The following is a 26,129-nucleotide window of genomic DNA, read 5'->3' on the forward strand; positions in this document are numbered from 1 at the left end:
CCAGTTCAAAGTTATACTACGAAGAATACGAATAACAATATTGCGATTATCGGTAATCAAATGAAGCTACCAAAACTAGGACTCGTAAAATTTGCGAAGTCGCGTGATATTGAAGGGCGTATTCTAAAAGCGACGATTAAATACAATGCGAGTGGTGCGTTTTACGTGTCTGTCCAATGCGAAGTACCAAACTTTAAGCCATTGCCTCAAACAAATGAAGCTGTAGGAATTGATTTAGGTATCACCGATTTTGCGATTCTGTCTACTGGACGTAAAGTGGATAACCAACGCTTTACAGCCAAAATGGAGCAGAAGTTAAAACGTGAGCAACGCAAATTGTCCCGTCGCTATGAGCAAGCGAAAAAAGAGGGTCGTGATTTACGTGCGTGCATGAACTACCAAAAGCAACGTCGTAGAGTGGCTTGTTTGCGTGAGCGTGTTGCTTTTCAACGTGAAGATTTTTTAAACAAGCTATCAACGGCATTGATTCGTCACTATGACGTCATCTGTCTTGAAGACTTAAACACAAAAGGCATGTTGAAAAATCATAAGTTAGCGAAAGCGATTCGTGATGTGTCATGGTCTTCTTTTGTACAAAAACTGATGTATAAGGCGAAATGGTTCGGTCGAAAAATTGTCGAAATCGACAGATTCTTCCCATCGAGCCAACTTTGTCATGCCTGTGGTCATCGAGATGGCAAGAAACCATTAGCTATTCGTGTGTGGACTTGTTCATCTTGTGGTACGACACTAGACCGAGATATTAATGCAAGTAAGAATATCTTAATCGAAGGGTTAAGACTTTTAAAGCAACAACCGTAGGAACGACGGGGATAGCCTACTAAAAAAAGTGAAGCCGCTGTTTTGAGCAACTGGAAACAAGCAAGCACTGTTCGTAGGAATCTCCCACTTCAAGCAACGTTCGAAGAACGGCTAAGTGGGGGTAGTTCAAGTATACTGGGTGCGGCCGTATTAAGTAGTTTACTTTTCTTTGGAATTTTTGGTATTTATATTGTCAGTGCGATTGTAATTGGTGTGTTATTTAGAGCATTGATGCTACTTCAAGAGATTCATAAACAAACGGTACCAGCGAAGGATAAGGTAAATGATGCCTATACAAGCTATATGAACGAGCGAGAAAATTAAAGGTACATACAAAAAGGCGTGATTCCATCATAAGAATCGCGCTTTTTTTTGTTAGCGCAATAAATATCAAAAATGATGTAGTTTTTTCACTTATACTTATTTTGAGGTGAAGCAAGATGTATAGTCAAGCAGTCGAGCAAATCATTGATACATTAGAGGAACAGTTATTAACTGATTGGCAGTTGGAGCAATATGCGGAGCGAATAGGCTATTCAAAATATTATTTAACAAGAACCTTTAAAAAAGAAACGGGTCTTACGATAGGAGCGTATATTCGAAGAAGACGTCTTGCTGTAGCGGCATTTTTATTACTGCATACAGAAGAAATTATTTTAGATATAGCACTTGAATGCCAATTTCAGTCCCAAGAATCGTTTGCCCGTGCATTTAAAGAATTGTACAGTATGCCACCAGGGAAATATCGCCAAATGATGCGTGATTTATACATGAAGGAGGAAAAAGAGATGGTACAAAATGAAGTGAAGGGTTGGTTGCTGACAGGAACCAATCCAGCTCTCTATACAATGAAGGCAGATTATGAAGTGTTTCATACAGGCTCAAAATCAGGTTATTTAGGTGTTATTCAGCCTGCTGAAGAGGGGCAGTTTGGTACGATGATGCAAGTTTTTTCAGCTAAAAATTGGCTTGGTAAACGTATGAAAATGTCCTGCTTCATTAAAACAAAGGATGCTATGAAATGTGGAGCTTGGTGTCGAATTGATACAAGAAATGGTGATTTACTTCAGTTTGATAATATGGATAACCGTGCAATCCACGGCACAACAGATTGGAATTATTACTCGATTGTTTTAGATGTAGTAGAGGAAAGTGCTGCCATTCATTTTGGTGTACTACTCGTTGGGTCAGGCGAAGTATGGATTGATGGGATAGCATTTGAAGAGGTGGATGAATCAGTTCCATCAACAAATTTATCAAGTTCTGTAGAGAAACTGCCTTTAGAACCAGTAAATTTAGGATTTGATGAGCTATGATACTTGTTGAAGTGTGGGGGATTTTAATTGAATTGTACATGTCATTAGGGAGAAAAGTGAAAAAATAGTCTATTATTGAAAAATGCTAGTTTCTCATATGATATACTAAAAATTGACATAATATTCAAAAGGAGCGGTGTCATGCCACAAATTAGCCGTCGTACCTCTGGAGGTTCAATCATTTTGATTGCACTGATTATCACGTCATTATTGCTTGCTTTGGCCTGCCAATATTTTAATACCCAAGAAATAAATGCGCTTGTAAGTGGGGCAGAAGCAAATGATTTAGCATATGAATTGACGATTTATAACGAATTTTTATATACGTATAGCTTTCGAATAATTGAAGAAAAGTAAGTAAAAAAACAGCTCAAATGGATGAGCTGTTTTTTTGTATGCTTTGTTATTTCTGTTTGTATTGAGTTAATGCCTCTTTTGTATCAAAGAATAGAATTTCCTTTATAACGTTAACAGAGCCGTTAAGTGTTTCAAAATAGTTACCATTTTCTAGATTGTACCAAATCGTATGATGTTTCATTTGTTGATCAATTGCTGAAAAATAAAGGCATGTTTCTGTTTGTTTAACATAGGTTACACATGTATAGTTTAAAACTTTTTGTATTTTATCCGTACATTTTTCGATAGCCATCTGATTCATAGCAGCCTCCAAAATCGTTATTATTTCGAAACATTGAACTGTAATTTATAATTTCGTTCACTAGACGATTTTAAATCTAATCGGTCATTTAAATATAAGCTATACGACTTCCCGACTTTGTAGCCGTTTACTGGTGCATGGATAATCAATGTATTTCGGTCCTTAATGGAAATTTTAACTGGGACTAATAAGTTGTTGTCATCTAAAACATATATACTACCATTTAAAAGGTTATTTTTATTAAATCCCTTTTCAAATACAATTATCCAATTACATTGAGTATTTACACGTACAGGTCTTAAATGAATAAGGTCTTCGGAGTTAATAGGTGTATTTCTTTTTACAAAAATATGTACAATAAATAATAATAAACAAAAACCAATGGCAATATAAAGGACAGTAAAGCTCAACTGGCTCACCTCAATTAAAAAATTTTAACACGGTCATTATAGCAAGCTAAGGTTAAAATAACGTTAAAAATAAATCATTATTTAATGTTCGAAAAAAGAGATCTCATGCCATATATTATTATTTGCGTTAGCTTTCATCATTCGAGAATATATGTGCATATGTGCTTAAACCAGCTTCCACAAAACCTGACCGATTAACACTAAAAAGATAATCGGTAAAATCCAGCGTAGCCAAGCACCTTTTAAATAAGGGGTCAGGCGCATGCCGATATGTGAGCCGACAATAGAGCTCAGTGTGACAGGAATCGCGATGTCCCAGTGAACAATGCCGTATAAATAATAGAAGCCAAATGCACCCATACAGCTTGCGAACATGAGGAAGCGCGTGTGCTCAGCGGCTTGTACATAGGAATAACGTTGCTTTAAAAAATACGTAATGTTCATGAGCGCAGAACCGGGGCCAAAGCCACCGTCATAAATGCCAATGAAAAATGGTGTGATGGAGCGGTGATGTCGAATAGGCTCCTTGTCTTCTAGTTGCGATGAGGGGGTTCCTTTTAACACAACGAAGAACATCGCAATCAAAATGATGCAGGCAACGATATTCATCGTGTCATCGCTAAGGCGTGTCGCTAAAAATGCGCCACTAATACCGCCCAAAACAGCGAGTAGCATCAGTGGGCTCATTTTTTTGAGGGATACTTTTTTATGTAGTATGAGAGTGAGTGCGGTCGTGAGAGATGAAACGCCGGTTGCAAATTTATTGGCGGCAATTGTTGTGTGAATCGGGATGCCAAATAAGAGCATGGCGGGTAATAGCACAAAGCCTGCCGCACCAAACATGACGCCGATGATGGCTGCGAAAATACCGATAAAAAATAATAATAGGAAATCCATAACTGTCACCTCTTACAATTATCGTAATGCTATACTAATTATAAATCTAATAGATAGTTATCGATAATTTATAAATTAAATTGATAAATGGAGGGCTAAATGAATTTACATGCATTTAAAATTTTCACAGCAGTTGCGTCCTGTGGTAGTGTGACAGCGGCCGCTGAAAAACTTAATTTGACGCAGCCGGCTGTAACGATGCAGCTTCGAAAGCTCGAGCAGGAGCTAGATACGGCACTCGTTGAAGGAAGAGGTCGAGGTATTCAATTAACGGAAGCGGGCGCGTATTTATACGAGCACGGGGACTCGTTATTTAAGCATGAGCAGATGATTGAGCAAAAATTTCATACTTTCTTAGCGGGGCAACAGACGATTAAAGTGGCTGCTTCATATATTTCCACGAATTATGTACTGCCACATGTGATGGCGATGTATCAAAAACAGTATCCGACAACGAAATTTGAGCTCTCGCTCGGCAATGTGCAGTCTGTGAAGGAGCGGATTTTGCGACATGAGGTTGATTTTGGCTATGTTGTACAGCAACAGGTTAAAGACGATGAGCTACGATTTGAGCATGTGCGCGATCTCGATTTTATTTTCATCGTGCATCCGAGCCACCCGCTAGCCAATCAAAAGGTATCACTAGAAGCAATCTGTGCTGAGCCATTTGTCTATCGTGAAAAGGGAAGCTCTACACGAACATTATTAGAAAGTGTTTTTGCGGCAAATAATAAAAAGCTACCACCAGCCTTTGTGGAAATTCAAGGAGTAGAAGAGTCTATTCGCGTTGTAGAGGCCGGACTTGGGATGACACTTGCGCCGCTTATTAGCATAGAGGAGCGACTTGCGCAGCAGAAGCTCGCACGCGTTTTGATTGATTGCCCAGCCATTCAGCAAAGCTTGTATATTTGTACACGCAATGAGGATGTAGCAGAGCATCCATTTAATACGTGCTTGAAGCAGATGATGGAAGGAGAATAACGATGACAAATTTATATTATTATAGCTCGCACTCATTTCCGACAACAATCAAAATGGTTCGCTATTTTGACCAGCTAAAGCTGATTCCAAAGGGCTTTACAATTGGAGAAGAGCGAGAACTAGCCTCTTGTTTGAAACAGTTACATTTCACAAAAGGGGATCAGTCCATTCATCTGTATGTCTATATGAATGAACAGTTAAATGAATTATTTCTATTTGTACAAGAAGGACCGCTGAAGGAAAAGCTAATCCGTTATGCACCAAAGCCTTTTTTAACGCTTGATTTTTCCGAGGAGCTATTTATAGATGAAACGACGCCTCAAGGAATCATAACTCGGATTGATACGCATTTAGCAGCACTTGATAAGGAAATGACGGATGCGCGACCAGACTGTTTACATCTCTATGGGCAAAGTCAATGGCATGACGATGCATACATTGTTGGGAATCGAGCTGCGCTTGAGCGATTACATAAAAGTATTGGAGAGGCACTGCAGTATGGTGAAAGTCGAAAATGCTTCGTACCAAGTGATGACGAGGCATATGACGTCTATATTAGCTGTGTGGACGATACGTTTGATTTTGAAACGCTACCGCTGCAGTATCATGATACAGAGTTCTTTCCAAAACAAGTACCGCCTCTGGAAGCCTTTAAATTCTATAAAATAGAGGAGTGATTCAATGAAAAAATGTGCAAATTGCGCGCGCGAAAATCGACCGTTATCGTGGCTTGATGCAACTACGCCTTATTTTGGGAGTAAGCTCTGTGCAGCATGTCGTATCGAAAAGCTCCTCGCAAAGCCGTCGATTCCGACTGCGCATGTGACGGGTCTTTATTTTGCACTCCTAACATTAGTAGAGCAACCGGAGTTACAGCCGCGTATTTCAAAGACGATTCAGCGGAAAATGCTGCCGTTTCTTGTGCTTCTTTATGAAGATACGGCGCGCGATAGCTTTCAAGAATTTTGTGAGCAGTTTAAAAAGCCAGATAATACAGCGCTTGCGGCATATGTTGACGAGCCAATGCGTGTTTTAACATGGTATGAGGTAGAAGGGGTGGCGCTTATGCGAACAACTCCTTCAAATGAGGAAAAGGCATTTTTAGCTCAGTTTCTTGCGTCCTGGCATCTTGACATGGGGCTGATTGAGCAGATGACACAAACAGAAGCGGCAGTAGCGCCTGTTGAAGAGATATCAGAAGAGGAAAGTTTCTCTGTGCCACCTCATTTATACGGTGTTTCATGTGCCTACTGTGGTGAACAGGCAGAGAGCATTGACCATATTGTGCCGCGCGCTTTTGGTGGGCCAGACCATGAAAGTAACTATGTAGCTTCTTGTCTTTATTGCAACCAACTAAAAGGGCATGATACATTTCAGCAGTTTTTGACGTTTCGTATTCACTTTGATTTGGAACAATGGCGGCAGTTTAAACGTCATCATTGGACAAAGCAGGAGATTGCTGCATATAAATCATAAATCGCAGCAATCTTAGCCTTTAGGGTAGAATTTCAGTTGGTAGTTACTGTAAAATAGAAGTAACTTCATATAAAGGGGGTTCTGCATGGTTAATTTAGATAAAATTGAGTTGACGAAAAAAGGGCAGTCGATTAATCTCGACAAAAAGCAGGAGCTTGGTCCGATCACCGTTAACTTGAATTGGAACCAGCAAACTGGCAAGTCAGGTGGATTTTTGAAGTCACTGTTTGGTGGCAATCAAGGTATTGACCTCGACTTAGGTTGTTTAGTCGAATTAACATCAGGTGAAAAAGGCTGTGTACAGGCGCTTGGCAATGCCTTTGGTGCGTACGAGCAAAAGCCGTTTATTCAGTTAGACGGAGATGATCGTACAGGTGCGGTTTCTGCAGGTGAAAATCTGCGTATCAACGGCTTACAGGTGGCAAGGATTAAACGTATTTTAGTCTACACGTTTATTTATGAAGGTGTGACAAATTGGACCGAGGCAGATGGTGTCGTCACACTAAGCTATCCGGGCGGGCAGGATATTGTGGTGCGTCTTGATGAGCATAGTAAAGACAAGCGCATGTGTGCCATTGCGATGATTGAAAACGTCAACAATGAAACCTTTAGCGTCAAACGACTTGTTGAGTATTTTGATAGTCATCAAAACCTTGACAAAGCATATGGCTTTGGTATGAAGTGGCAAGCAGGTAGCAAATAATATACTTATAATGGAGGAATTTCTCATGGCAATTCAACTAAGTAAAGGGCAACGTATTGATTTAACGAAAGACAATCCAACGTTAAGTAAAATTATTATTGGTTTAGGATGGGATATTAAAAACTATGATGGCGGGCAAGATTATGATTTAGATGCTTCAGCCTTCTTATTAAATAGTGCAGGCAAATGCCGCCAAGATTTAGATTTTATTTTCTATAACAATCTACAAAGTACAGATGGTTCTGTTCGCCATACAGGGGACAACCGTACAGGTGAAGGGGATGGCGATGATGAGCAAATCACTGTCGATCTATCAGCTGTACCAGCGGATGTTGATAAAATCGCCTTTACGGTAACGATTCATGATGCGGAAGTACGTAATCAAAACTTCGGTCAAGTATCTAATGCGTTTGCACGTCTTGTAGACGAAAATACAGGACAAGAAATCTTACGCTTTGACTTAGGAGAAGATTTCTCAATCGAAACAGCAGTCGTATTCTGTGAGCTATATCGTCACAATAGTGACTGGAAATTTAATGCAGTAGGTGCAGGCTTCCAAGGTGGCTTAGGTGCATTAGTAAATGCATACGGCTTATCTGTTTAATCCGGTAGCCCTCTATGGAAATTATTAATCAAATTTTATCTACCTACGCGTTATTTTTTGATTGGGATCACTGGGTAGAGGTTTTATCCAATCCAGTCAACTGGGGCTTAATTTTATCACTTGTTGTATTGGAAGGCCTTTTATCAGCCGATAATGCATTGGTGTTAGCTGTTCTCGTCAAGCATTTACCAGAAAAACAACGGAAAAAAGCATTATTATATGGTTTACTAGGTGCCTATATTTTCCGCTTCATTTTTATCGGAATCGGCGTCTACCTTGTGAAGTTCTGGTTTATCAAAGTGCTAGGTGCCGCATATTTAATGTGGATTAGTATTGATTATTTCCGCAAAAAAGGCTCAGGCGATGATGAGGCGAAAGAATTCAATAAAAAGGGACTACTTGTTAAGATGTTTGGGATGTTCTGGGGGACGGTTGTAGCTGTTGAGTTAATGGACATCGCGTTCTCTGTGGATTCTATTCTAGCAGCATTTGCGATTTCAAGTGAGGTATGGGTGCTATTAATTGGTGGAATGCTCGGTATCTTAATGATGCGTACCATTGCCGGCGTGTTCGTCAATTTAATTGACCGTGTACCAGAGCTTGAAACGACAGCCTTTGTGTTGATTTTCATTATCGCATTAAAAATGCTCCTTGGCGTCTTCGGTATTCATATTTCGCATTATGTATTCTTTGCGATTTTAGTAATTGCATTCGCCGCAACCTTTGTTGTGCATAAAATAAATAAAAAAAGGGAAGGTACTTCTTAGAAGGGGTGCCTTCTTTTCTTTTTACAGCACAAATTTGATTTAAAGATTATACTCACCGTATAATTAAAAAAAGATATTTCAAGAAACGATGATTTCAAATGAAGGGGGGCTGTTCGAATGAAAAACAGCCCCTTTTATTAAGGAGGCGTTACATATGCGATTTCACAATCATTTATCAGAGCAACAACTAACGATGATTTTATCGAAACTGCCGAAGCCTTTTACAAAGCACACTAACAAAGAGGATTTAGCTCTTGGCTTAGGCGCTGCAATGTATACACCAGGAACACGCACACAAATTTCTGAGGATGTGCGTACGAAAAAGTTTCCACAGCTGACGACGCTCATCATCGATTTAGAGGATGCTGTCGCCGATCATGATGTGGCGCTAGCGCTTGAAAATACGTATGCAACATTATTAGAAATCGACCGTTTTTTAGCAACAAACCAGCTGACAGAAGATGAACTGCCGTTATTATTTGTGCGCGCACGAACACCGAAGCATCTTGAAGAGGTAGTGACGAAATTGCGCCCCGTCCAGCATCTTTTGACAGGTTATGTCATGCCAAAGTTTGAGCTTGAAAACGGAGCGGCTTATTTGCATGTGTTAAAACGTGAACGGGCGAAGGGCTACCAATTGTATGCGATGCCTGTACTAGAAACAGCGAATTTATTGTATAAGGAAAATCGTCTTGCACAGCTAAAAAATTTACATGAATTATTACATGAACACCGAGAAATGATTTTAAACGTGCGTATTGGCGCAACGGATTTCTTAGGGGTTTATGGCATTCGCCGCAAGCGCCATCAAAGTCTGTATGACGTCCTAGTATTACGTGATGGGCTAACGGATATTTTAAATATTTTTGGGCGCCAAGAGGATGGCTTCATTATCTCTGGTGCGGTATGGGAATATTTTGATTCATCAACAACATCGCAGGATGGCCCTGTCGCAACGAAGACGCTGACACCGGCACTGCAAGGTCTACAAAAAGAATGTGAGCTTGATAAATTGAATGGCTTCCAGGGGAAAACCGTCATTCATCCAACGCATGTTCAATTTGTAAATGCTTATTATGCGGTATCACAGGAGGACTATGCTGATGCACTAGCCATTCTTGATCATGCAGAGGATGCAGGCGTATTAAAAAGTACGTATGGCAATAAAATGAATGAAATGAAGCCCCATCATTACTGGGCAACACGAATTGTACGCCAGGCAGAAATGTATGGTGTCTTACTACCACAAAAAACACATTTTGATTTAATGTAGGGGGCTATAAAATGGGTACTTTTTCAATTGACGAGCGGTTACGTGTCACAACGACAATTCGCGACAATCCATATGAGTTTGAGGAAAAACAATTATTTGATTTGGCGCTACGCATTAATAAAAAACGCCAATTTTTATTCGTATCAAAGGTGCTCGGGAAGCATTTACATGTAAAGCCATTCGTACCACTGTATACAGGCTTTTTATTAGCGTGTCGCTTTTTAGAAACACAATATGGTCAAATGCATCCGGCTGCTAAGCAGTTAGTAGCGGGTCTAAAGGCAAATGAACCAACCGTGTCGCTTGCTGAGCAGCGTATGGCAGCACCTGAAAAAATCGCGGTCATTGGCTTTGCGGAGACCGCAACAGCGCTTGGACATGCCTTTTTTAATGCATTTTCAGCTAATGCCACGTATATCCATACGACACGTGAGAAGATTCAGGAGCGCGCATCTTCAATTGCTTTTGAAGAGGAGCATTCTCATGCGACAAGTCATCGTCTCTATGCGCCTGAGGGCTTTTTTGACGAGGCTGCACAAATCGTACTTGTGGACGATGAAATGTCGACAGGAAAAACGAATTTGAATATTATCGCAGAACTTGCGGCATATTATCCGCATATTAAGCGCTATACGGTCGTATCCATTTTAGATTGGCGAAATGAAGCGGAACGCGCGGCATATGAAACGTTTGCGAACGAGCATCACATTACGCTAAATGTCGTGACCTTAATGGCTGGCGAAATGGCGGTTGAGGGTGCCTTTTACGATGAAGAGGTTGTACCAGAAGCGCCTGTCTATGACGTGAAGGAGGCAACGATTTCAGAAAAAGCGTTTGTCGAAGTGTTGCCGCTGACAAGTCAGAGTGAGGATGGTTCAGTTTGTACGAAGGGCTATGCCTACGAAACAGGGCGCTTTGGTTTAACAGCAGAGGAAAACGTGCAATTCTTAGCACAGCTTGCGAAGCGGTCATTACCAAAACGTGGGAAAACACTCGTTGTCGGTACCGGTGAATGCATGTTTTTACCGATGATGTTAGGGCTGAATCTAGGTGAGGACGTATATACACAATCAACGACACGAAGCCCAATTTTTGTAGATGAACAGTCGGTTATTTATGAAAAATATCGTTTTGGAAGCCTTGAGAATGCAGGTGTACCAAACTTCTTATATAGCGTGTCAAAAGGAAACTTTGAGCAAATTATCATCGTGGTAGAGCGTATTGCGGACCAGCAAGGACTAGATACGCTTATTGCGCAATTATCTGTACCTGTACTAGTAGTTGAATTAACGAGAGGGGTGTTGCAGTATGACGGTCAACACATTTATGAAAACGAGTTATAGTGCTGATGATGTTATTTTTTTATTGAAGGATTTAAGTGATATTGAGCTAGAAAAAGATACATTTGCGCGTGAGCAACTGATTCAGCAAGGGGTGCATTATTCGACAATGCTTCCAAAGGAATTTCAGCCGAGTGAGGCATATATTGAACTTTTCCATAAGACGCTCGCACAGTACAGTAAACGTATTGCTGATGCGGTCGCGGTTGTAGCGGAAATGATTGTGGCGCATAAATCGATTGACCGCGTAGTGCTCGTAAGCTTAGCGCGAGCTGGTACGCCAATTGGTATTTTAATTAAACGTTATTTAGAGCAGAAATATAAGCGTACAGTGCCACATTATGCGATTTCAATCGTTCGTGATCGCGGCATTGATGAAGTGGCGATTCGTTATATGCTCGCACAGCATCCGGAGGCAGAGCTACAATTTGTTGATGGCTGGACAGGTAAGGGCGCGATTACGCGTGAATTGACGGAGGCTTGTAAAGGGCTGAAGCAGCAAGGCATTGAGCTAGATGATACGCTCGCAGTGCTTGCAGACCCTGGGCATTGCTCATCGATGTATGGCACGCGTGATGACTTTTTAATTCCTTCTGCTTGCTTGAACTCGACTGTATCGGGTCTTGTCAGTCGTACTGTATTAAATGATGACTGGATTCATGAGGGCGATTTTCATGGGGCAAAGTATTATGCGCATTTAGTAGACCAAGATGTTTCAAACTTGTATATTGACACAATTGCACAGCATTTCTCAGAGACTACACCAGATGATTTAACGACAGAGCCTGTAACATGGCTTGGCATGCAGTCTGTAGAACGCATTCAAAAGAAATTTAATATTCAAAATACACATCATATTAAACCAGGTGTTGGCGAAACGACGCGTGTGCTACTGCGTCGTGTGCCATGGAAGATTCTCGTAAATCCAGCGCATGATGCGGACCTACAGCATATTTATATGTTGGCTGAGGAGCGCGGTGTGCCGGTGGAAGTATACACAGATATGAGCTATTCTTGCTGTGGTTTGATTAAGGAGCTAACAGAATAATGCATGTATTAACAACAGATTTAGATCGTACCTTTATTTTTTCAGAACGTACAATTGGTATTCCGCTTGAAGAAACGCGCTGTATTGAGCAGCTAGATGGCAAGCCGATTTCCTATATTTCAAATAAAACGGCGCAGTTAATGGAAGAAGTGACTGCACGTAACATTGATATTATTCCCGTGACGACGCGCTCGCTTGCACAGTATGCGCGCATTGAATTATTTCAACAAAAAGTACCACACTATGCGGTCGCTTGTAATGGTGGCTTTGTATTACGTAATGGTGAGGTAGATGAGGAATGGGCAAAAATTGTCGCAAAAAATGTTTCAACTTGTTTGAGTTTCGCTGATTTTCGTACGCGCTTTGCGGCATGCTGGGAAATGGAGATGTTTCGTAAAATTAATGGCGTCGATGAACTATTTTACGTGCTGCTAATAGATGAAGCGAAAAAAGATATTGATGTCCTCAATGCGCTGCATGAACAATTCCAACAAGTAGACTGGACGACGTATTTACATGGTAAGAAATTTTATGCACTGCCAAAAACATTGTCTAAGGAGGCGGCTGTGACATATGTTCTAGACAAAATTCAGCCGACTGTCCACTATGCAGCAGGAGATTCCTTTATGGATTTAGGAATGATGCAGCTAACGGATACGCATTTTTCACCACAGCATGGCGAGATTTATGAGAAGTTAGGCGATGCGTCACCGGTACGTGTACTTGACGCACGCGGAGCAGCCTTTACCGAGCAGATGTTAGAAGAGCTTATAGCGAATGTGCAGTAATTTGCTTAGTTTGACCGTTTAGATTGAAAAAGTTGAGATAGTCTATTAGAATATACTGAATATTCAGTTTTGGTTATGAGAGGAGCAGGTTGAGATGAGTTTAGAAAAAACACAAGCAGGTTATTTTGGTGAGTTTGGTGGTAGTCAGGTTCCACCTGAATTGCAAAATGTATTATCGATTTTAGAGGAAAACTTCAATAAATATAAAGATGATGCAGATTTCAAAAAAGAGCTTGATTATTATTTCAGTGAATATGTTGGGCGTAAGTCACCCCTTTACTTCGCTGAAAATTTAACGACTCGTTTAGGTGGCGCAAAAATCTACTTAAAGCGCGAGGACTTGAATCATACAGGCTCTCATAAAATCAACAATGTATTAGGACAAATTCTTTTAGCAAAACGTATGGGTGCGCACCGTATTATTGCGGAGACAGGTGCTGGTCAGCATGGTGTCGCAACGGCAACCGTTTGTGCAATGTTTAAAATGGATTGTGTCATTTATATGGGTGCGGAAGATATGAAACGCCAAGCGCTAAATGTATTCCGTATGGAGCTTTTAGGTGCGAAAGTTGTTGCGGTAACAGATGGGCAAGGTCGCTTAAAAGAAGCGGTTGATGCGGCATTTGCCGATTTAGTAGAGAACTATGAAAATTCATTTTATCTACTAGGCTCGGCTGTCGGCCCACATCCATTCCCAACGATGGTGAAGCATTTCCAATCCGTCATTAGCCGCGAAAGTCGCGAACAAATTTTAGAAAAAGAAGGCAAATTACCGACAGCTGTTCTAGCATGTGTGGGTGGTGGGAGTAATGCCATTGGTTCGTTTGCAGAATATATTGATGATGCAGCGGTACGCTTGATTGGTGTTGAACCGGACCAGGCACCATCGCTTACACAGGGAACACCGGGTGATTTACATGGCTTCCGCTGCCTTGTGCTACAAGATGAGGCAGGGAATCCACAGCCAACGTATTCGATTGCGGCAGGTTTAGATTATCCAGGCGCAGGTCCTGAGCACTCTCAGTTAAAAGTGACAGGGCGCGGGGAATATGTGACCGTATCGAATGAGGAAGTATTAGAAGCCTTTATGATACTTTCAAAAGAAGAAGGTATTATTCCGGCGTTAGAAAGCTCACATGCCGTGGCATATGCGCTGAAATTTGCACCGACACTATCAACCGATGATGTCATTATCATCAATATTTCAGGGCGCGGGGACAAAGATGTGGAGCAAGTCTATGCAATGTTAAACAAGGACTAATTGAATAGATAGGTAAAAGCGATTGATGGACTTTTTTCATCAATCGCTTTTTTGCTGTTTAAAGAAAGATTAGCTAGCTGAATTTTGATAAATTCCGTATGACGAAAAATCTTAATATATTAACAAAAATACTGAACAATAGTATTTTTATCCAATGAAAAAAGAGTGATAAATGGAATTTGGAATGTTTCTAGCATTTTACAGCGTAACTAAGCATATTTCGAATATTTTTGTAGAATAAAATTGTAATAGTAGGAAAATTCTGATAATATATTTTTAACAAAAATAACCATAAAAGATTTTTGTTTCCTTTTAAATTTAGCTTGAGTAGGAGGTGCACACAGATGGTTTCATACATTATTAAACGTTTTCTTATGATGATTGCGACGATTTTTATTATTGCGACCTTGACTTTTGCGCTTATGCATTCGATTCCGGGCTCGCCATTTGACAGCGATAAAACGTCGAATCCGGTCATTCAACAAAACTTAGAAAAGTTTTATCATCTCGATGATCCGCTTCCGGTACAGTATGTCAGTTATTTGAAAGCCATTGTGACATTCGATTTTGGCCCATCGATTAAAAAGCCAAATGAAACAGTGAATTCGCTGCTAGAACGAGGATTTCCAATCTCGCTTGAGCTCGGCATGATTACGATTATTGTCGCCTGTATTTCCGGGATTATTTTAGGAACGCTCGCAGCGCTGCGGCATAACGGGCTCATTGATTATTTTGCGATGGCGATTGCGGTTATTGGAATATCCATTCCAAACTTTATTTTAGCGACGGTACTGATTCAAGTATTTGCGGGTCAGCTTGGCTGGTTGCCTGCTGCTACATGGTCGAGTCCAAAGCATATGATTTTGCCAACACTTGCCCTCGCTACAGGCCCAATGGCGATTATCGCCCGTCTAACACGCTCAAGTATGCTTGAGGTGCTGACACAGGACTACATAAAGATGGCAAAGGCGAAGGGGCTGAAGCCATGGCGCATTGTATTCCGACATGCACTGCGTAATGCAATGATGCCGGTCGTGACGATTATGGGCACGATGCTCGCATCCATTTTAACGGGAACATTCGTTATTGAAAAAATCTTTGCGATACCAGGGATGGGGAAATACTTCGTTGAGAGTATTAATAACCGTGATTACCCCGTTATTATGGGCACAACGGTCTTTTACAGTGCCTTCTTAGTATTCATGCTGTTTATCGTCGACATTGTATACGGCTTGTTAGATCCCCGAATTAAACTGCATAAAAAAGAAGGTGAAACTTCATGACAAATATCGATGTAAAAGACGAATGGTTTCGTCCTAAAAAAAAGGATGGCGATGAAAAAGAACAGGTCATGCGGCCGTCGCTCTCTTACTGGAAAGATGCGTGGCGTAGGCTTCGTAAAAATAAACTTGCGATGCTTGGCCTGATTTTTCTTGTGTTGTTAGCACTCTTTGCGGTTTTTGTACCGATTTTTTCACCCCATTCGGTGACGACAACAGACTTACCGAATCAAAATCAGCCCCCTTCAGCAAAGCACTGGTTTGGGACTGATGAAATGGGGCGCGATGTCTTTACGCGAACATGGTACGGCGCACGGATTTCCTTATTTGTTGGCTTAATGGCCGCGTTAATCGACTGTATCGTCGGCATTATTTATGGCGGTATTAGCGGCTATAAAGGTGGCCGCGTCGATATGGTCATGATGCGTATTGTTGAAGTGCTATATGGCTTACCAAATCTACTTGTTGTTATTTTATTAATGGTTGTGATGGGGCCAAGTTTAACGACGATTATTATTGCTCTGACCATTACCGGCTGGGTCGGTATGGCACGTATTGTACGTGGGCAGGTGCTACAAATTAAAAACTACGAATTCGTCACTGCTTCGAAATCCTTTGGTGCGAGCTCATCCCGCATTATTCGTAAAAACTTATTACCAAATACAATGGGGCCCATTATTGTTCAAATTACATTAAGTGTCCCAAGTGCCATTTTTGCGGAAGCATTCCTTAGTTTCTTAGGGCTTGGTGTACAAGCACCGTATGCCAGTTGGGGCGTAATGGCGAATGATGCCTTACCGGTTATTTTATCTGGCGACTGGTGGCGGTTATTCTTCCCAGCATTATTTATTTCGATTACGATGTTCGCATTTAACGTACTCGGCGATGGTCTACAAGATGCGCTAGATCCGAAGTTAAGGGGGTAACGACATGATGACACAAGCACAGCAGCATGAGCATGTTGCTGCCCGTGAAAAAGTATTAGAAGTGCATAATTTACATGTGACCTTCAAAACATTTGGAGGCGAGGTAAAGGCAGTACGCGGCGTTTCTTTTGATTTGTATAAAGGCGAGACACTAGCCATTGTAGGCGAATCGGGTTGCGGTAAAAGTGTAACATCGAACGCCATTATGGGCCTCATTCCACAGCCACCGGGTCGCATTGAAAATGGGCAGATTGTATACAACGGCAAGGATTTATCAAAGATGCCGAAAAAAGCACTGCGTAAAATTCAAGGTATGGACATTTCGATGATTTTTCAAGATCCGATGACGGCACTAAATCCAACGCTGACGATTGGTGAGCAGCTAACAGAAGGGATTCGTACCCATCATGGTTTATCAAAGGGTGAGGCGAAAAAACGGGCAATCGAGATGCTGAATCTCGTTGGAATTCCAAATCCAGAAGAGCGCTTAAAGCAATATGCCCACCAGTTTTCAGGTGGAATGCGCCAACGAATTGTCATTGCGATTGCGCTTATTTGCGAGCCGGACGTACTTATTGCGGATGAGCCGACGACCGCGCTTGATGTGACGATTCAAGCGCAGATTTTAGAGTTATTCGCATCGATTCAGGAGCGCATGGGTATTTCCATTATTTTAATTACCCATGATTTAGGCGTTGTCGCGAAAATTGCTGATCGTATTGCGGTCATGTATGCTGGTCAAATTATTGAAATTGGCACGAAACGGGATATTTTTTACCGCAACACGCATCCATATACGCGCGGCTTGCTTAATTCTGTTCCGCGTCTCGATTTACTAGAGGAGGAGCTCAAGCCAATAGATGGCACACCACCCGATTTATTTGACCCACCAGTAGGCTGTGGCTTTGCGGCACGCTGTCCATTTGCGATGGATGTCTGTGAGCACGTAGAACCACCTGCGACATATATAACGGAGGAGCACCGTAGTTATTGCTGGCAGCAAGATGAGCGAGCAAAGGGGCTTTTCGCTAATTATTAGTGACTCGTACAGTTGTACATCACATACATCATTTGAATCAAAAGGGGGATTTTTATGAAGAAGTGGCTATTACTTACGCTATTGGCGCTTGCAATGGTTGTCATGGCGGCCTGTACCGCAAATGAGGATGCAGGAAAAAATGAAGGCAGTGAGTCTTCTGGCGATAAAAAGTCAGAAAAAGTGTTGTATTTAAACAATGGTGTCGAGCCGACATCCTTTGACCCGTCTGTGGCATTTGATGCGGTATCGTGGAATCCATTAAATAACTTAATGGAGGGCTTAGTTCGTTTAGATGAAAACAACGAGCCAAAAGAAGCCATTGCTGAAAAAATCGATATTTCAGATGATCAAAAAACGTATACCTTCACATTACGTGAGGATGCGAAATGGTCAAATGGCGATGCAGTAACAGCTGGTGACTTTGTGTATGGCTGGACGCATATGCTAGACCCTGAAACAGCGTCACCTGCCGCATTTTTAGCGTACGGTATTGTTGGTGCTGAGGACTTTAATACAGGTGAAGGGAAAGCAGATGGTATTGGTATTAAAGCAATTGATGATAAAACATTTGAAGTAACATTAACCGATCCAACAGAGGCATTTCTAAATATTATTTCAAATCCGAGCTTCTTCCCAGTAAATGAAAAAGCAGCGACAGACAATGCGAAATGGTTCGCTGAGGCAGATTCTTTTGTTGCGAATGGTCCATTCAAATTAGCATCATGGGATCACGACTCAAAAATGGTCTTTGAGAAAAATGACCAGTATTGGGATAAAGACAATGTGAAGCTTGATAAAGTCGAGTGGACAATGGTCAATGATACGAATACAGAATATCAAATGTATCAATCAGATGAGCTGGATATTTCATCTGTACCAGGTGAAATGTATTCGAAATTAAAAGATAGTGATGAATTAGTCAATTCAGAGCAAGCGGGTGTGGCATTCTACCGCTTTAACGTAGAAAAAGAGCCATTCACAAACAAAAAAGTACGCCAAGCATTTGCGTATGCAGTAGACCAAGATAATATCGTGGAATACGTAACGAAAATCGGTCAAAAACCAGCGCATGGCTTCGTATCATATGGCTTCAAAGGGCCAGATGGTAATGAATTCCGTGATACAGTTGGCGATTTAATCGGTCTTGATAAAGAAAAAGCGAAGAAATTATTAGAAGAAGGTATGAAGGAAGAGGGCTGGGATACACTTCCGAAAGTAACACTGACGTATGGTACATCACCAGATAACCAAAAAGTGGCGGTTGCCTTACAAGACCAGTTCAAAGAAGCATTAGGTGTTGAAGTGAAGCTACAAAGCGTGGAATCAAGCGTATTTATGGCGGAGCAAAAAGAATTAAAGCATCAATTATCTCGTTCATCATTCTTATATGACTATGCAGATCCAGTGAATGCATTAGAAAGCTTCATTACGGATTCTTCAATGAACCGTACAGCGTGGTCAAATAAAGAATATGATCAATTAATTGCGGATGCGAAATCAGAGCAAGATTCTGAAAAACGCTGGACATTACTACAAAATGCAGAGAAATTATTAATTGAAGAAGCACCGATCGTGCCTGTTCATTTCTACAATCAATTAAGCGTGCAAAAGCCTTCTGTATCAGGCATCGTGCGTCACCCAGTTGGTTATTTAGAGTTGAAATTTGCGGATAAAGAATAATGGAAGCTGGCAGTGCTCGTCACTGCCCTTCGCTGTAGAAATAACGGGTTTGTTTCTACAGCGAAGGGGGCGTTCTTATATGCAGAAACCACAACGATTAAAAAAGGGAGATAAAATTGGCATTATCGCACCAGCAAGCTCACCCAATCAAAAGGCATTGGAAAAGTCGCTCTCATTTTTAACAGCGCTAGGCCTCGAATACGAATTTGGAAAAACAGCACATAGCGAATATGGCTATTTATCCGCGACCGATGACCTGCGTAAAGCGGACGTAGAGGACATGTTCCGCCGCGAGGATATTGCGGGCATTATTTGTGCGTGCGGTGGCTATGGGAGCGCACGTTATACGGATACGCTCGATTTTGAGCTCATTCGTCAAAATCCGAAAATTTTCTGGGGCTATTCAGATATTACATTTTTACATAATGCATTGCAGCGTCACGCAGACCTGGTGACATTCCACGGGCCGATGCTTGGCTCAGATATTGGCCATGACACCTTTTTAGAACAGTCAGCCGCACAGTTTCAGCAGCTATTCACACCTACAGCGCTTGTTTATGATGACTGCTTTTATGCGGGTATCGAAACGGTGGTTGAAGGTGTAGCCCACGGCAAAATTGTTGGGGGTAATCTGAGCTTACTCGCGAGCGCTGTCGGGACAGATTATATGCCACTGACGGCTGGTAATCTTTTATTAATTGAAGATGTAGATGAGGAGCCGTACCGCGTGGATGGCATGCTCAACCAGCTGCGAATGGCTGGTGTACTCAATGAGGTAAGTGGGGTTATTATTGCGAGTTTTTCCGGTGCTGAGCCGAAGAAACGAAAAAAATCACTAACACTAGATGAGGTTTTCGCACATTACTTTGCATCACTACAGGTGCCGGTCGTGAAAGGGGTGCAAATCGGGCATTGTCAGCCGCATTTTGCATTGCCACTCGGGGTAAATGCGGTACTAGATGCGACGAACTGCACGATTACGATTGAAGCGGGTGTGCAATAACGAAGGGGGATACAACGATGGATGATAAAATTTTAGAAGTCAAAGCGCTGCAAAAGCATTTTTCATTAGAGCGAAATCAAACATTAAAAGCAGTGAATGGTATCTCATTTGATGTGAAAAAAGGGGAAACATTTGGCCTCGTTGGTGAATCGGGCTGCGGGAAATCGACAGCCGGCCGCACAATTATGGGCTTATATAATCGTTCAGGTGGTGAGGTGCTGTTTAAGGGGCAGGATGTGCATAAGAAAACCGACAAAGAGCGTCATCAATTTTTACGCCAAATGCAGATGATTTTTCAGGACCCGTATGCCTCACTAAATCCGCGCTCTACCGTATATGAAATTATCGCAGAGCCGCTGCTTGTACATGAAATCTATCAATCAAAAAAAGAGCTGTCAGCGAAAATTTATGAGCTACTGGAATCCGTTGGGCTAAACCGAGATCATGCCAATCGCTATCCGCATGAATTTTCTGGGGGACAGCGCCAGCGTATCGGGATTGCCCGCGCACTCGCATTAGACCCGGAGTTTATTATTTGTGATGAGCCGATTTCAGCACTCGATGTATCTGTACAGGCATCGGTCGTAAAGCTCCTGCAGCGTTTACAAAAAGAAAAGGGTTTCACCTACTTATTTATTGCGCATGATTTATCGATGGTAAAATATATTTCGAGCCGAATTGCGGTAATGTATTTAGGGAAAATCGTCGAGCTGACAACGAGTGAGCAGCTGTATCATAATCCACTGCATCCGTATACGCAGGCATTATTATCTGCCATTCCGATACCTGACCCAGATATTGAGGAGGCCCGCCGTCGAATTATTTTAGAGGGCGAGTTACCGAGTCCGATTGATCCACCAACAGGCTGTGTATTTCATACGCGCTGTGCTCATGCCTGTGAGGCTTGTGTCACAGTAGAGCCTACGTGGCGTGAGCAGGAGGGCGAGCATTTTGTAGCCTGTCACTTAATGGATGATTCGATTGAAATGGGCAAACCGTTACGCGTGCAACAGGAAGTGTAAAGAGGCGGTTTTAACCGACCTCTTTTTATTTTGTCAATTTTTGTCAAAATGTCTATTTTTCTTTTAAATGCTATAAAATCCCTTTTAAATGCTGTATTATCGACTGTTTAAAAAACAGCATTTATTCGTTTAAATTCGACAAGTTTTCAGCGTTCACACAGTTTGAATTGCAATTGAAAATCATTATCAATAAAATAGAAGTGTATTAAACGATAATCGTTATCAATTAGAACTGAGGGACCTTACTATGATGAAAAATATTGCCTGCATGGGCATCGACATTCAATTTGCACGTCTGAATGCGCTTGATGCAAAACGTGGCCTTGTGTTTTTATATGAATATGATTTACCATACACGGATTTAATGGCTTTTGATGGCGTCATTATTTCAAATCATGTCGACGAAGCATTTTTAGTCGAGCATAATGCGGTGTTAACGGACTATTTAGCAAAGGGAGGCGTTATTTTCACACTTGCTGAAAAGGGACTGCCTTGGCTAACGGAAGTAGCAAATTGGAAGCGTTCTCCAATTCCACTAAAAGATCGTGAAGCACGTATTATCGCAACAGACCATACATTATTTGAAGGCGTTACGTCATATGATATTGAATATCGTAAAGGCGTACGTGGCTTCTTCTCACGTGGCTATTTTGAAACGGTGCCTGCACATGCGAAGAAATTGGTTGTAGACCAACAAGATAATGTCATCGTTTATGTGGACCGTGAATCAACAAATGGCACAATCTATGCGGGTGCGGGAACAGATATGTACCGCATTTACATTCATGAGGATAATTCATCGAGTGAAGTAAGTCTGCAAATGCTTGAAGCAATTCATACAGAAGCAGCACGCAATCGAGGTGACAACTAATGACACGTCGCGTATCAGAAGAAGAATTTACTGTATTGAAAGGAGCTCTTTAATATGAGCATTGCATTAATTGTGAATGGTACACCGTATCAAAACCGCTTCCTAGAGGAAGAAGAGTTTCACTATGTCTACGATGATGTGCTGCATATTCGAGATTTACATAGCCATGATTTAACACAATATGACACCGTGTTACTATCATGTCGTTTGGATATTACGTTATTAAAACGCTATCAATCGAAATTATTAAATGTATTACATGCGGGAAAACGTATTGTTATTTTTGGCGAAGTATTAGATCACTTTATGCCAACAGTAGACTGGGAAGATTCTGAAGTAAACTTTAGCTGGTGGGTACGTCCAAACGGCGGTTTACCACTGAATCAACAGCACGCTAATCATCCACTCTATCATTTCTTAACAGTGCCTGATATGAAATGGCATTATCACGGGACGTTTATGCCGCCAGAAGGTGCAATGTCGCTACTAGATACACCAGATGGTCGCTCGATTTTCTATGTAGATGATAGTAGCTTTAATGGACAATTAGTCGTAACATCACTTGACCCAATGTTCCATATCGGACTGGGCTTCATTAATCAATCAAAGCCATTTTTACATGGCTTAGCAAATGGCTACGAGAGGAAGAAAAGTAATATGAAGAAAAAATTTGGCTTCTTAGCAGCGGCGACACTTGCGGCAGGGCTATTAGCAGCATGTGGCAATGATGATACGAAAGAGGCAACATCGACAGGCGAAAAACAAACAACAGCTGAAGAAAAAATGATTCAAGATCAACTTGGTCGTGACGTAACCGTACCAGGCGAAATCGATCGTATCGTAGTTGGCGGTATTTTACCGTACTTCTCAACTTGGTATGTTGCAACGAATTCAACAAAAGAAATTGTTGGGATGCATCCAAACTCATATAATGCAGCAGAAAACTCAATGTTAGCAAAAATTTCACCAGACGTGTTAAAAGCATCTACAAACTTTGTACAAAATGGTGAAGTGAATGTTGAGGAACTAATGAAAGTGGACCCTCAAGTGTATTTTGAAATCGCAACCGACCAAAAATCAATTGAAAAAGTAGAGGAAGCGGGCATTCCAACAGTAGGCGTAAAAGCCATTGATGCAGCAGCGGCAGAGCCTCTTGCGACGTTTAATAGCTGGCTAAAATTAACTTCTGATATTAAGGGTGGCGACACAACGGACCGCGCTGATAAATTCATCAAAGAAGGTACAAAAGTACAAAAAGAAATCGATGCTAAACTAGCGGATGTAAAAGAAAAAGACAAGCCGAAAGTATTATTCTTATTCCAACATAATGATAAATCCATCGTCGTTGGCGGGGCAAACTTCTTCAGTGAGAAATGGACGAAAGCAACAGGTGGTATTGATGTTGCTGGTGATTCAGGTGCTCAAGGGCAAAAAGAAGTAAATATGGAGCAAATTTATAAATGGAATCCAGATATTATTTACATCACAAACTTCACACAGACACAGCCAGAGGACTTACTAGAAAATAAAGTATCTGGTCAAGACTGGAGCGATGTTGCGGCTGTTAGAGAAGGCAAGGTCTACAAAGTGCCACTTGGTATTTATCGTTGGTTCCCACCATCAGGTGATGCACCACTTATGCTGAAATTCTTAGCACAGCATAATCACCCAGATGTATTTGATTACGATATGAAGGAAGAAATCAAAACATATTATAAAAACTTCTATGAATTTGATGTGACCAATGAGGAAGTAGAAAGTATTTTACATCCATCATCAGATGCGGCAAAATACTAGAATGAAAAAGAAGTCTCTTTACGGAGGCTTCTTTTTTACATGTTCCGATAGCCAAACCCCTTCAATCAAGCTAAACTGAAGATACCATAATAAAAAGTGAGGGGATTATGATGATGATTCGTCCATATACGGATGCTGATGAGCAAGGTTGGTTGCGCTGTCGGGTGCTCGCCTTTTTAAATACTGCTTATTTTGATAATGTACTGCAAAAAAAGGAGCATTATGAAAACCCATCAATCGAGCTCGTCGCAATTGAAAATAATCAAATAGTGGGCTTGATTGATATTGAATACGAAATGGAGCCTCAGACAATTTGTACGGCACATGATACGGTTGGCGGCATGATTTGGCATATTGCGGTGCACCCAGATTATCAGCACCGACATATTGGCGAAGAGTTAATCAAAGCCGCGCTGAAGCAGGCAAAAGCATTGAAATTAACATATTTAGAAGCATGGACACGCGATAATGCGAAAATCCAAAAATGGTACGAAAAAATGCGTTTTGTGCAAACGTACACGTATCATCACTTGTATTTTGATGAACCAGCACTTGAAAAATATGATTTATCGGTGCCTGCACAGGTTCGTCCAGTGACGATGTTTGCGCATTATACAGGTAGTGACCCGGATGTATTAAATCGCGCCTCGCGAAGACATTTATGCATGTGCTATGTGAAACGTATTATTTAAATTTCATTGAAATGTCCGCCATACATGATGATGGTGCCAAGAAGTTCATTATAAACGGTCGCGTAAATCGTGTAGCATTGTTGCTCGTCATCATAGCCATCTTCGACAATGGCCTTGCCTTTAAAAAAACCGGGTAGTGGCACAAGACCTAGTAAGTGCTGTGCGTTTGTACGGGTAATTAAATGCCCATCTCGTGTGACATCAAGCAATAAATTAGAGCGCATCATCGTCGGTTTACCGAGCAAGTCATAGGCATGATTTGTCGCTAAATCAACGCGCGTAATCGAATCGAATTGACGTGTTTTCTCAGGGAAATAAAAGTTGCGATGCCAGTCAATATCAAATAAATCGTCGCCCGTTTGGATGCAGTGGTGTTCTAAATCAAATGGAATATCATGGCCCTCTTCTGGGAAGAGGAAATCCATCGTAGTCGCTGCATAATAAAAGGGAGTAAGAAGCGCAGAGCCATGTGAAATCTCATGCATAACCCCTTTTGCGCGAAAGACATCGCCGGCATTTGTGGCATAGCGGTGCTGTAATTTTGGATGCATTCGTTCAAAACGATCGCCAAGCAGTTGTTTATATACAGACATTTTTATCATTCCTTTCGAAAAATAGGGGCTCCGTACGAATGACGGAACCCCTGTTTTTAAATGTATACCCGCATTTTTTGCTTCCTAACAAAGTAGTCTGTACAGTGTTTCATTGCATCTCTACCCTTTTTACGTTATATATGAGTGTGAGGAGTGATAAATATGAATCGATGGGATGATCGCTATAAGCATGACCGGTATTTTTATGGCACAAAACCGAATGCCTTTTTAGCGCAGCAGTACGCGGTGTTTGAGCACCTGCCACATGTGGCCTGCTATGCAGAGGGAGAGGGACGAAATGCCGTTTTTCTAGCGACAAAGGGGCATCAGGTGACGGCGTATGACTATGCACAAGAAGGCCTGCGAAAAACAGCAGAGCTTGCCGAACAGTTTGATACGACAGTGGAAACAAAGCATCATGATTTATTGAATGATACGATAGAGCCAGCGCAGTATGACGGAGCGGTAATGATTTTTGGGCATTTTGCGAAAGATCAGCAGCTACATGTGCTTGAACAAATAATGACTTCACTGAAGCCAGGCGGCATTTTTCTTATGGAAGTGTATGAGGAAGCGCAGCTCGCATATAAAACAGGAGGCCCGCCGAATATAGATTACTTGTATGCCGAAGAGACATTACGTGATTGGGCACAACAATATGAAGTACTGCATTTTGACTGCGTAGAGGTTACACGTCATGAAGGTGTTGGCCATAAGGGACTTTGTAAGGTTGTTCAGGTTATTGTGAAAAAATAAAAAAAGCAGGAAGCGCAAAATAAAATGAACTGCACCCCAATTGTTAGACACAATCTAACAATTGGAGGTGTGGTTTTTTTATGACGAAATTTACGAGCGCATTAAAATTAGCGATTGTACAGGGAT

At 41.5% G+C, this 26,129-nt stretch carries 28 protein-coding genes; 25 read left to right on the forward strand and 3 right to left on the reverse strand.

What is annotated here, in order from left to right; genetic code table 11:
- From ACFSY7_RS03685 to ACFSY7_RS03700, 4 genes are all read left to right on the forward strand, one after another.
- The coding region (locus ACFSY7_RS03685) for an RNA-guided endonuclease TnpB family protein (protein ID WP_380146894.1) at nucleotides 1–822 on the forward strand (822 nt) is incomplete at its 5' end.
- 42 nt (nucleotides 823–864) lie between these two features.
- Entirely contained in the window at nucleotides 865–1,146 is a 282-nt protein-coding gene (locus ACFSY7_RS03690; RefSeq protein ID WP_380146895.1) for a hypothetical protein, read from the forward strand.
- A gap of 116 nt (nucleotides 1,147–1,262) precedes the next feature.
- On the forward strand, nucleotides 1,263–2,138 hold the full coding sequence (locus ACFSY7_RS03695) for a helix-turn-helix transcriptional regulator (protein WP_380146897.1): 876 nt from the start codon (nucleotides 1,263–1,265) through the stop codon (nucleotides 2,136–2,138).
- Nucleotides 2,139–2,279: 141 nt separating this feature from the next.
- Nucleotides 2,280–2,495, forward strand: a complete 216-nt coding sequence (locus tag ACFSY7_RS03700) for a hypothetical protein (protein WP_380146899.1) — start codon at nucleotides 2,280–2,282, stop codon at nucleotides 2,493–2,495.
- Between the two features lie 46 nt (nucleotides 2,496–2,541).
- Here the strand turns inward: ACFSY7_RS03700 and ACFSY7_RS03705 are convergent, their stop codons facing one another.
- Nucleotides 2,542–2,796 (reverse strand): hypothetical protein, encoded by a 255-nt coding sequence (locus tag ACFSY7_RS03705; RefSeq protein WP_380146900.1) that lies wholly within the window; start codon nucleotides 2,794–2,796, stop codon nucleotides 2,542–2,544.
- 575 nt (nucleotides 2,797–3,371) lie between these two features.
- The gene (locus ACFSY7_RS03710; protein WP_380146902.1) at nucleotides 3,372–4,103 is read right to left on the reverse strand and encodes a sulfite exporter TauE/SafE family protein; all 732 of its coding nucleotides are present in this window, start codon (nucleotides 4,101–4,103) and stop codon (nucleotides 3,372–3,374) included.
- Between the two features lie 99 nt (nucleotides 4,104–4,202).
- Here ACFSY7_RS03710 and ACFSY7_RS03715 point away from each other — a divergent pair, with 99 nt between their 5' ends.
- From ACFSY7_RS03715 to ACFSY7_RS03810, 20 genes are all read left to right on the forward strand, one after another.
- Nucleotides 4,203–5,084: a LysR family transcriptional regulator gene (locus ACFSY7_RS03715; protein ID WP_380146904.1), complete on the forward strand. Its 882-nt coding sequence runs from the start codon at nucleotides 4,203–4,205 to the stop codon at nucleotides 5,082–5,084.
- A gap of 2 nt (nucleotides 5,085–5,086) precedes the next feature.
- A complete protein-coding gene (locus ACFSY7_RS03720) occupies nucleotides 5,087–5,761 on the forward strand; it encodes a hypothetical protein (RefSeq protein ID WP_380146905.1) in 675 nt (224 codons plus the stop codon).
- A gap of 4 nt (nucleotides 5,762–5,765) precedes the next feature.
- Nucleotides 5,766–6,560 (forward strand): HNH endonuclease, encoded by a 795-nt coding sequence (locus ACFSY7_RS03725; protein ID WP_380146906.1) that lies wholly within the window; start codon nucleotides 5,766–5,768, stop codon nucleotides 6,558–6,560.
- Between the two features lie 85 nt (nucleotides 6,561–6,645).
- The gene (locus tag ACFSY7_RS03730) at nucleotides 6,646–7,263 is read left to right on the forward strand and encodes a TerD family protein (protein ID WP_139994641.1); all 618 of its coding nucleotides are present in this window, start codon (nucleotides 6,646–6,648) and stop codon (nucleotides 7,261–7,263) included.
- Between the two features lie 25 nt (nucleotides 7,264–7,288).
- Nucleotides 7,289–7,867 (forward strand): TerD family protein, encoded by a 579-nt coding sequence (locus ACFSY7_RS03735; RefSeq protein WP_126990464.1) that lies wholly within the window; start codon nucleotides 7,289–7,291, stop codon nucleotides 7,865–7,867.
- 14 nt (nucleotides 7,868–7,881) lie between these two features.
- The gene (locus ACFSY7_RS03740; protein WP_126990463.1) at nucleotides 7,882–8,634 is read left to right on the forward strand and encodes a TerC family protein; all 753 of its coding nucleotides are present in this window, start codon (nucleotides 7,882–7,884) and stop codon (nucleotides 8,632–8,634) included.
- A gap of 154 nt (nucleotides 8,635–8,788) precedes the next feature.
- Entirely contained in the window at nucleotides 8,789–9,907 is a 1,119-nt protein-coding gene (locus ACFSY7_RS03745) for an HpcH/HpaI aldolase/citrate lyase family protein (RefSeq protein WP_380146907.1), read from the forward strand.
- An 11-nt stretch (nucleotides 9,908–9,918) separates the two neighbouring features.
- Nucleotides 9,919–11,250, forward strand: a complete 1,332-nt coding sequence (locus tag ACFSY7_RS03750; RefSeq protein WP_380146908.1) for a phosphoribosyltransferase domain-containing protein — start codon at nucleotides 9,919–9,921, stop codon at nucleotides 11,248–11,250.
- Nucleotides 11,216–12,295 (forward strand): cysteine protease StiP family protein, encoded by a 1,080-nt coding sequence (locus tag ACFSY7_RS03755; RefSeq protein ID WP_380146909.1) that lies wholly within the window; start codon nucleotides 11,216–11,218, stop codon nucleotides 12,293–12,295. Before ACFSY7_RS03750 ends, ACFSY7_RS03755 begins: the two co-directional genes overlap by 35 nt.
- A complete protein-coding gene (locus tag ACFSY7_RS03760) occupies nucleotides 12,295–13,083 on the forward strand; it encodes a hypothetical protein (protein ID WP_380146910.1) in 789 nt (262 codons plus the stop codon). The genes ACFSY7_RS03755 and ACFSY7_RS03760 overlap by 1 nt, the downstream gene beginning before the upstream one ends.
- 94 nt (nucleotides 13,084–13,177) lie before the next feature.
- Complete coding sequence (trpB, locus tag ACFSY7_RS03765; protein WP_380146911.1) at nucleotides 13,178–14,344, forward strand: tryptophan synthase subunit beta; 1,167 nt, start codon at nucleotides 13,178–13,180, stop codon at nucleotides 14,342–14,344.
- 344 nt (nucleotides 14,345–14,688) lie between these two features.
- Entirely contained in the window at nucleotides 14,689–15,627 is a 939-nt protein-coding gene (locus ACFSY7_RS03770) for an ABC transporter permease (RefSeq protein WP_126990457.1), read from the forward strand.
- Nucleotides 15,624–16,550, forward strand: coding sequence for an ABC transporter permease (locus ACFSY7_RS03775; RefSeq protein ID WP_126990456.1), 927 nt, complete (start codon nucleotides 15,624–15,626; stop codon nucleotides 16,548–16,550). Before ACFSY7_RS03770 ends, ACFSY7_RS03775 begins: the two co-directional genes overlap by 4 nt.
- Before the next feature lie 4 nt (nucleotides 16,551–16,554).
- Nucleotides 16,555–17,589 carry an ABC transporter ATP-binding protein gene (locus tag ACFSY7_RS03780; RefSeq protein WP_380146912.1) on the forward strand — a complete coding sequence of 345 codons (1,035 nt, stop codon included), beginning with the start codon at nucleotides 16,555–16,557 and terminating at the stop codon, nucleotides 17,587–17,589.
- A 54-nt stretch (nucleotides 17,590–17,643) separates the two neighbouring features.
- Nucleotides 17,644–19,269 (forward strand): peptide ABC transporter substrate-binding protein, encoded by a 1,626-nt coding sequence (locus ACFSY7_RS03785; RefSeq protein ID WP_380146913.1) that lies wholly within the window; start codon nucleotides 17,644–17,646, stop codon nucleotides 19,267–19,269.
- 79 nt (nucleotides 19,270–19,348) lie between these two features.
- Nucleotides 19,349–20,272 (forward strand): S66 peptidase family protein, encoded by a 924-nt coding sequence (locus ACFSY7_RS03790; protein WP_380146914.1) that lies wholly within the window; start codon nucleotides 19,349–19,351, stop codon nucleotides 20,270–20,272.
- Between the two features lie 17 nt (nucleotides 20,273–20,289).
- Nucleotides 20,290–21,294 carry an ABC transporter ATP-binding protein gene (locus ACFSY7_RS03795; protein WP_380146915.1) on the forward strand — a complete coding sequence of 335 codons (1,005 nt, stop codon included), beginning with the start codon at nucleotides 20,290–20,292 and terminating at the stop codon, nucleotides 21,292–21,294.
- Between the two features lie 247 nt (nucleotides 21,295–21,541).
- Nucleotides 21,542–22,165 carry a hypothetical protein gene (locus ACFSY7_RS03800; RefSeq protein WP_380146916.1) on the forward strand — a complete coding sequence of 208 codons (624 nt, stop codon included), beginning with the start codon at nucleotides 21,542–21,544 and terminating at the stop codon, nucleotides 22,163–22,165.
- 657 nt (nucleotides 22,166–22,822) lie between these two features.
- The gene (locus ACFSY7_RS03805; RefSeq protein WP_380146919.1) at nucleotides 22,823–23,962 is read left to right on the forward strand and encodes an ABC transporter substrate-binding protein; all 1,140 of its coding nucleotides are present in this window, start codon (nucleotides 22,823–22,825) and stop codon (nucleotides 23,960–23,962) included.
- A 110-nt stretch (nucleotides 23,963–24,072) separates the two neighbouring features.
- Nucleotides 24,073–24,654: a GNAT family N-acetyltransferase gene (locus tag ACFSY7_RS03810; protein ID WP_380146917.1), complete on the forward strand. Its 582-nt coding sequence runs from the start codon at nucleotides 24,073–24,075 to the stop codon at nucleotides 24,652–24,654.
- Here the strand turns inward: ACFSY7_RS03810 and ACFSY7_RS03815 are convergent.
- Nucleotides 24,651–25,247 (reverse strand): DUF4166 domain-containing protein, encoded by a 597-nt coding sequence (locus ACFSY7_RS03815; RefSeq protein ID WP_126990449.1) that lies wholly within the window; start codon nucleotides 25,245–25,247, stop codon nucleotides 24,651–24,653. The two genes, ACFSY7_RS03810 and ACFSY7_RS03815, sit on opposite strands and share 4 nt — an antisense overlap.
- A gap of 162 nt (nucleotides 25,248–25,409) precedes the next feature.
- Here ACFSY7_RS03815 and ACFSY7_RS03820 point away from each other — a divergent pair, with 162 nt between their 5' ends.
- Nucleotides 25,410–26,003 carry a class I SAM-dependent methyltransferase gene (locus tag ACFSY7_RS03820; RefSeq protein WP_380146918.1) on the forward strand — a complete coding sequence of 198 codons (594 nt, stop codon included), beginning with the start codon at nucleotides 25,410–25,412 and terminating at the stop codon, nucleotides 26,001–26,003.
- Nucleotides 26,004–26,129: the final 126 nt, after the last annotated feature.

Origin of the sequence: Kurthia populi (assembly GCF_042686175.1) — a bacterium.
Taxonomy (GTDB): domain Bacteria; phylum Bacillota; class Bacilli; order Bacillales_A; family Planococcaceae; genus Kurthia; species Kurthia populi.

Bases quoted from the DNA above. Each gene is read 5' to 3' on its own strand.
- ACFSY7_RS03695 (WP_380146897.1), top strand. From the start codon at position 1,263: ATGTATAGTCAAGCAGTCGAGCAAATCATTGATACATTAGAGGAACAG.
- ACFSY7_RS03700 (WP_380146899.1), top strand. From the start codon at position 2,280: ATGCCACAAATTAGCCGTCGTACCTCTGGAGGTTCAATCATTTTGATT.
- ACFSY7_RS03705 (WP_380146900.1), bottom strand. From the start codon at position 2,796: ATGAATCAGATGGCTATCGAAAAATGTACGGATAAAATACAAAAAGTT.
- ACFSY7_RS03710 (WP_380146902.1), bottom strand. From the start codon at position 4,103: ATGGATTTCCTATTATTATTTTTTATCGGTATTTTCGCAGCCATCATC.
- ACFSY7_RS03715 (WP_380146904.1), top strand. From the start codon at position 4,203: ATGAATTTACATGCATTTAAAATTTTCACAGCAGTTGCGTCCTGTGGT.
- ACFSY7_RS03720 (WP_380146905.1), top strand. From the start codon at position 5,087: ATGACAAATTTATATTATTATAGCTCGCACTCATTTCCGACAACAATC.
- ACFSY7_RS03725 (WP_380146906.1), top strand. From the start codon at position 5,766: ATGAAAAAATGTGCAAATTGCGCGCGCGAAAATCGACCGTTATCGTGG.
- ACFSY7_RS03730 (WP_139994641.1), top strand. From the start codon at position 6,646: ATGGTTAATTTAGATAAAATTGAGTTGACGAAAAAAGGGCAGTCGATT.
- ACFSY7_RS03735 (WP_126990464.1), top strand. From the start codon at position 7,289: ATGGCAATTCAACTAAGTAAAGGGCAACGTATTGATTTAACGAAAGAC.
- ACFSY7_RS03740 (WP_126990463.1), top strand. From the start codon at position 7,882: ATGGAAATTATTAATCAAATTTTATCTACCTACGCGTTATTTTTTGAT.
- ACFSY7_RS03745 (WP_380146907.1), top strand. From the start codon at position 8,789: ATGCGATTTCACAATCATTTATCAGAGCAACAACTAACGATGATTTTA.
- ACFSY7_RS03750 (WP_380146908.1), top strand. From the start codon at position 9,919: ATGGGTACTTTTTCAATTGACGAGCGGTTACGTGTCACAACGACAATT.
- ACFSY7_RS03755 (WP_380146909.1), top strand. From the start codon at position 11,216: ATGACGGTCAACACATTTATGAAAACGAGTTATAGTGCTGATGATGTT.
- ACFSY7_RS03760 (WP_380146910.1), top strand. From the start codon at position 12,295: ATGCATGTATTAACAACAGATTTAGATCGTACCTTTATTTTTTCAGAA.
- trpB (WP_380146911.1), top strand. From the start codon at position 13,178: ATGAGTTTAGAAAAAACACAAGCAGGTTATTTTGGTGAGTTTGGTGGT.
- ACFSY7_RS03770 (WP_126990457.1), top strand. From the start codon at position 14,689: ATGGTTTCATACATTATTAAACGTTTTCTTATGATGATTGCGACGATT.
- ACFSY7_RS03775 (WP_126990456.1), top strand. From the start codon at position 15,624: ATGACAAATATCGATGTAAAAGACGAATGGTTTCGTCCTAAAAAAAAG.
- ACFSY7_RS03780 (WP_380146912.1), top strand. From the start codon at position 16,555: ATGATGACACAAGCACAGCAGCATGAGCATGTTGCTGCCCGTGAAAAA.
- ACFSY7_RS03785 (WP_380146913.1), top strand. From the start codon at position 17,644: ATGAAGAAGTGGCTATTACTTACGCTATTGGCGCTTGCAATGGTTGTC.
- ACFSY7_RS03790 (WP_380146914.1), top strand. From the start codon at position 19,349: ATGCAGAAACCACAACGATTAAAAAAGGGAGATAAAATTGGCATTATC.
- ACFSY7_RS03795 (WP_380146915.1), top strand. From the start codon at position 20,290: ATGGATGATAAAATTTTAGAAGTCAAAGCGCTGCAAAAGCATTTTTCA.
- ACFSY7_RS03800 (WP_380146916.1), top strand. From the start codon at position 21,542: ATGATGAAAAATATTGCCTGCATGGGCATCGACATTCAATTTGCACGT.
- ACFSY7_RS03805 (WP_380146919.1), top strand. From the start codon at position 22,823: ATGAAGAAAAAATTTGGCTTCTTAGCAGCGGCGACACTTGCGGCAGGG.
- ACFSY7_RS03810 (WP_380146917.1), top strand. From the start codon at position 24,073: ATGATGATTCGTCCATATACGGATGCTGATGAGCAAGGTTGGTTGCGC.
- ACFSY7_RS03815 (WP_126990449.1), bottom strand. From the start codon at position 25,247: ATGTCTGTATATAAACAACTGCTTGGCGATCGTTTTGAACGAATGCAT.
- ACFSY7_RS03820 (WP_380146918.1), top strand. From the start codon at position 25,410: ATGAATCGATGGGATGATCGCTATAAGCATGACCGGTATTTTTATGGC.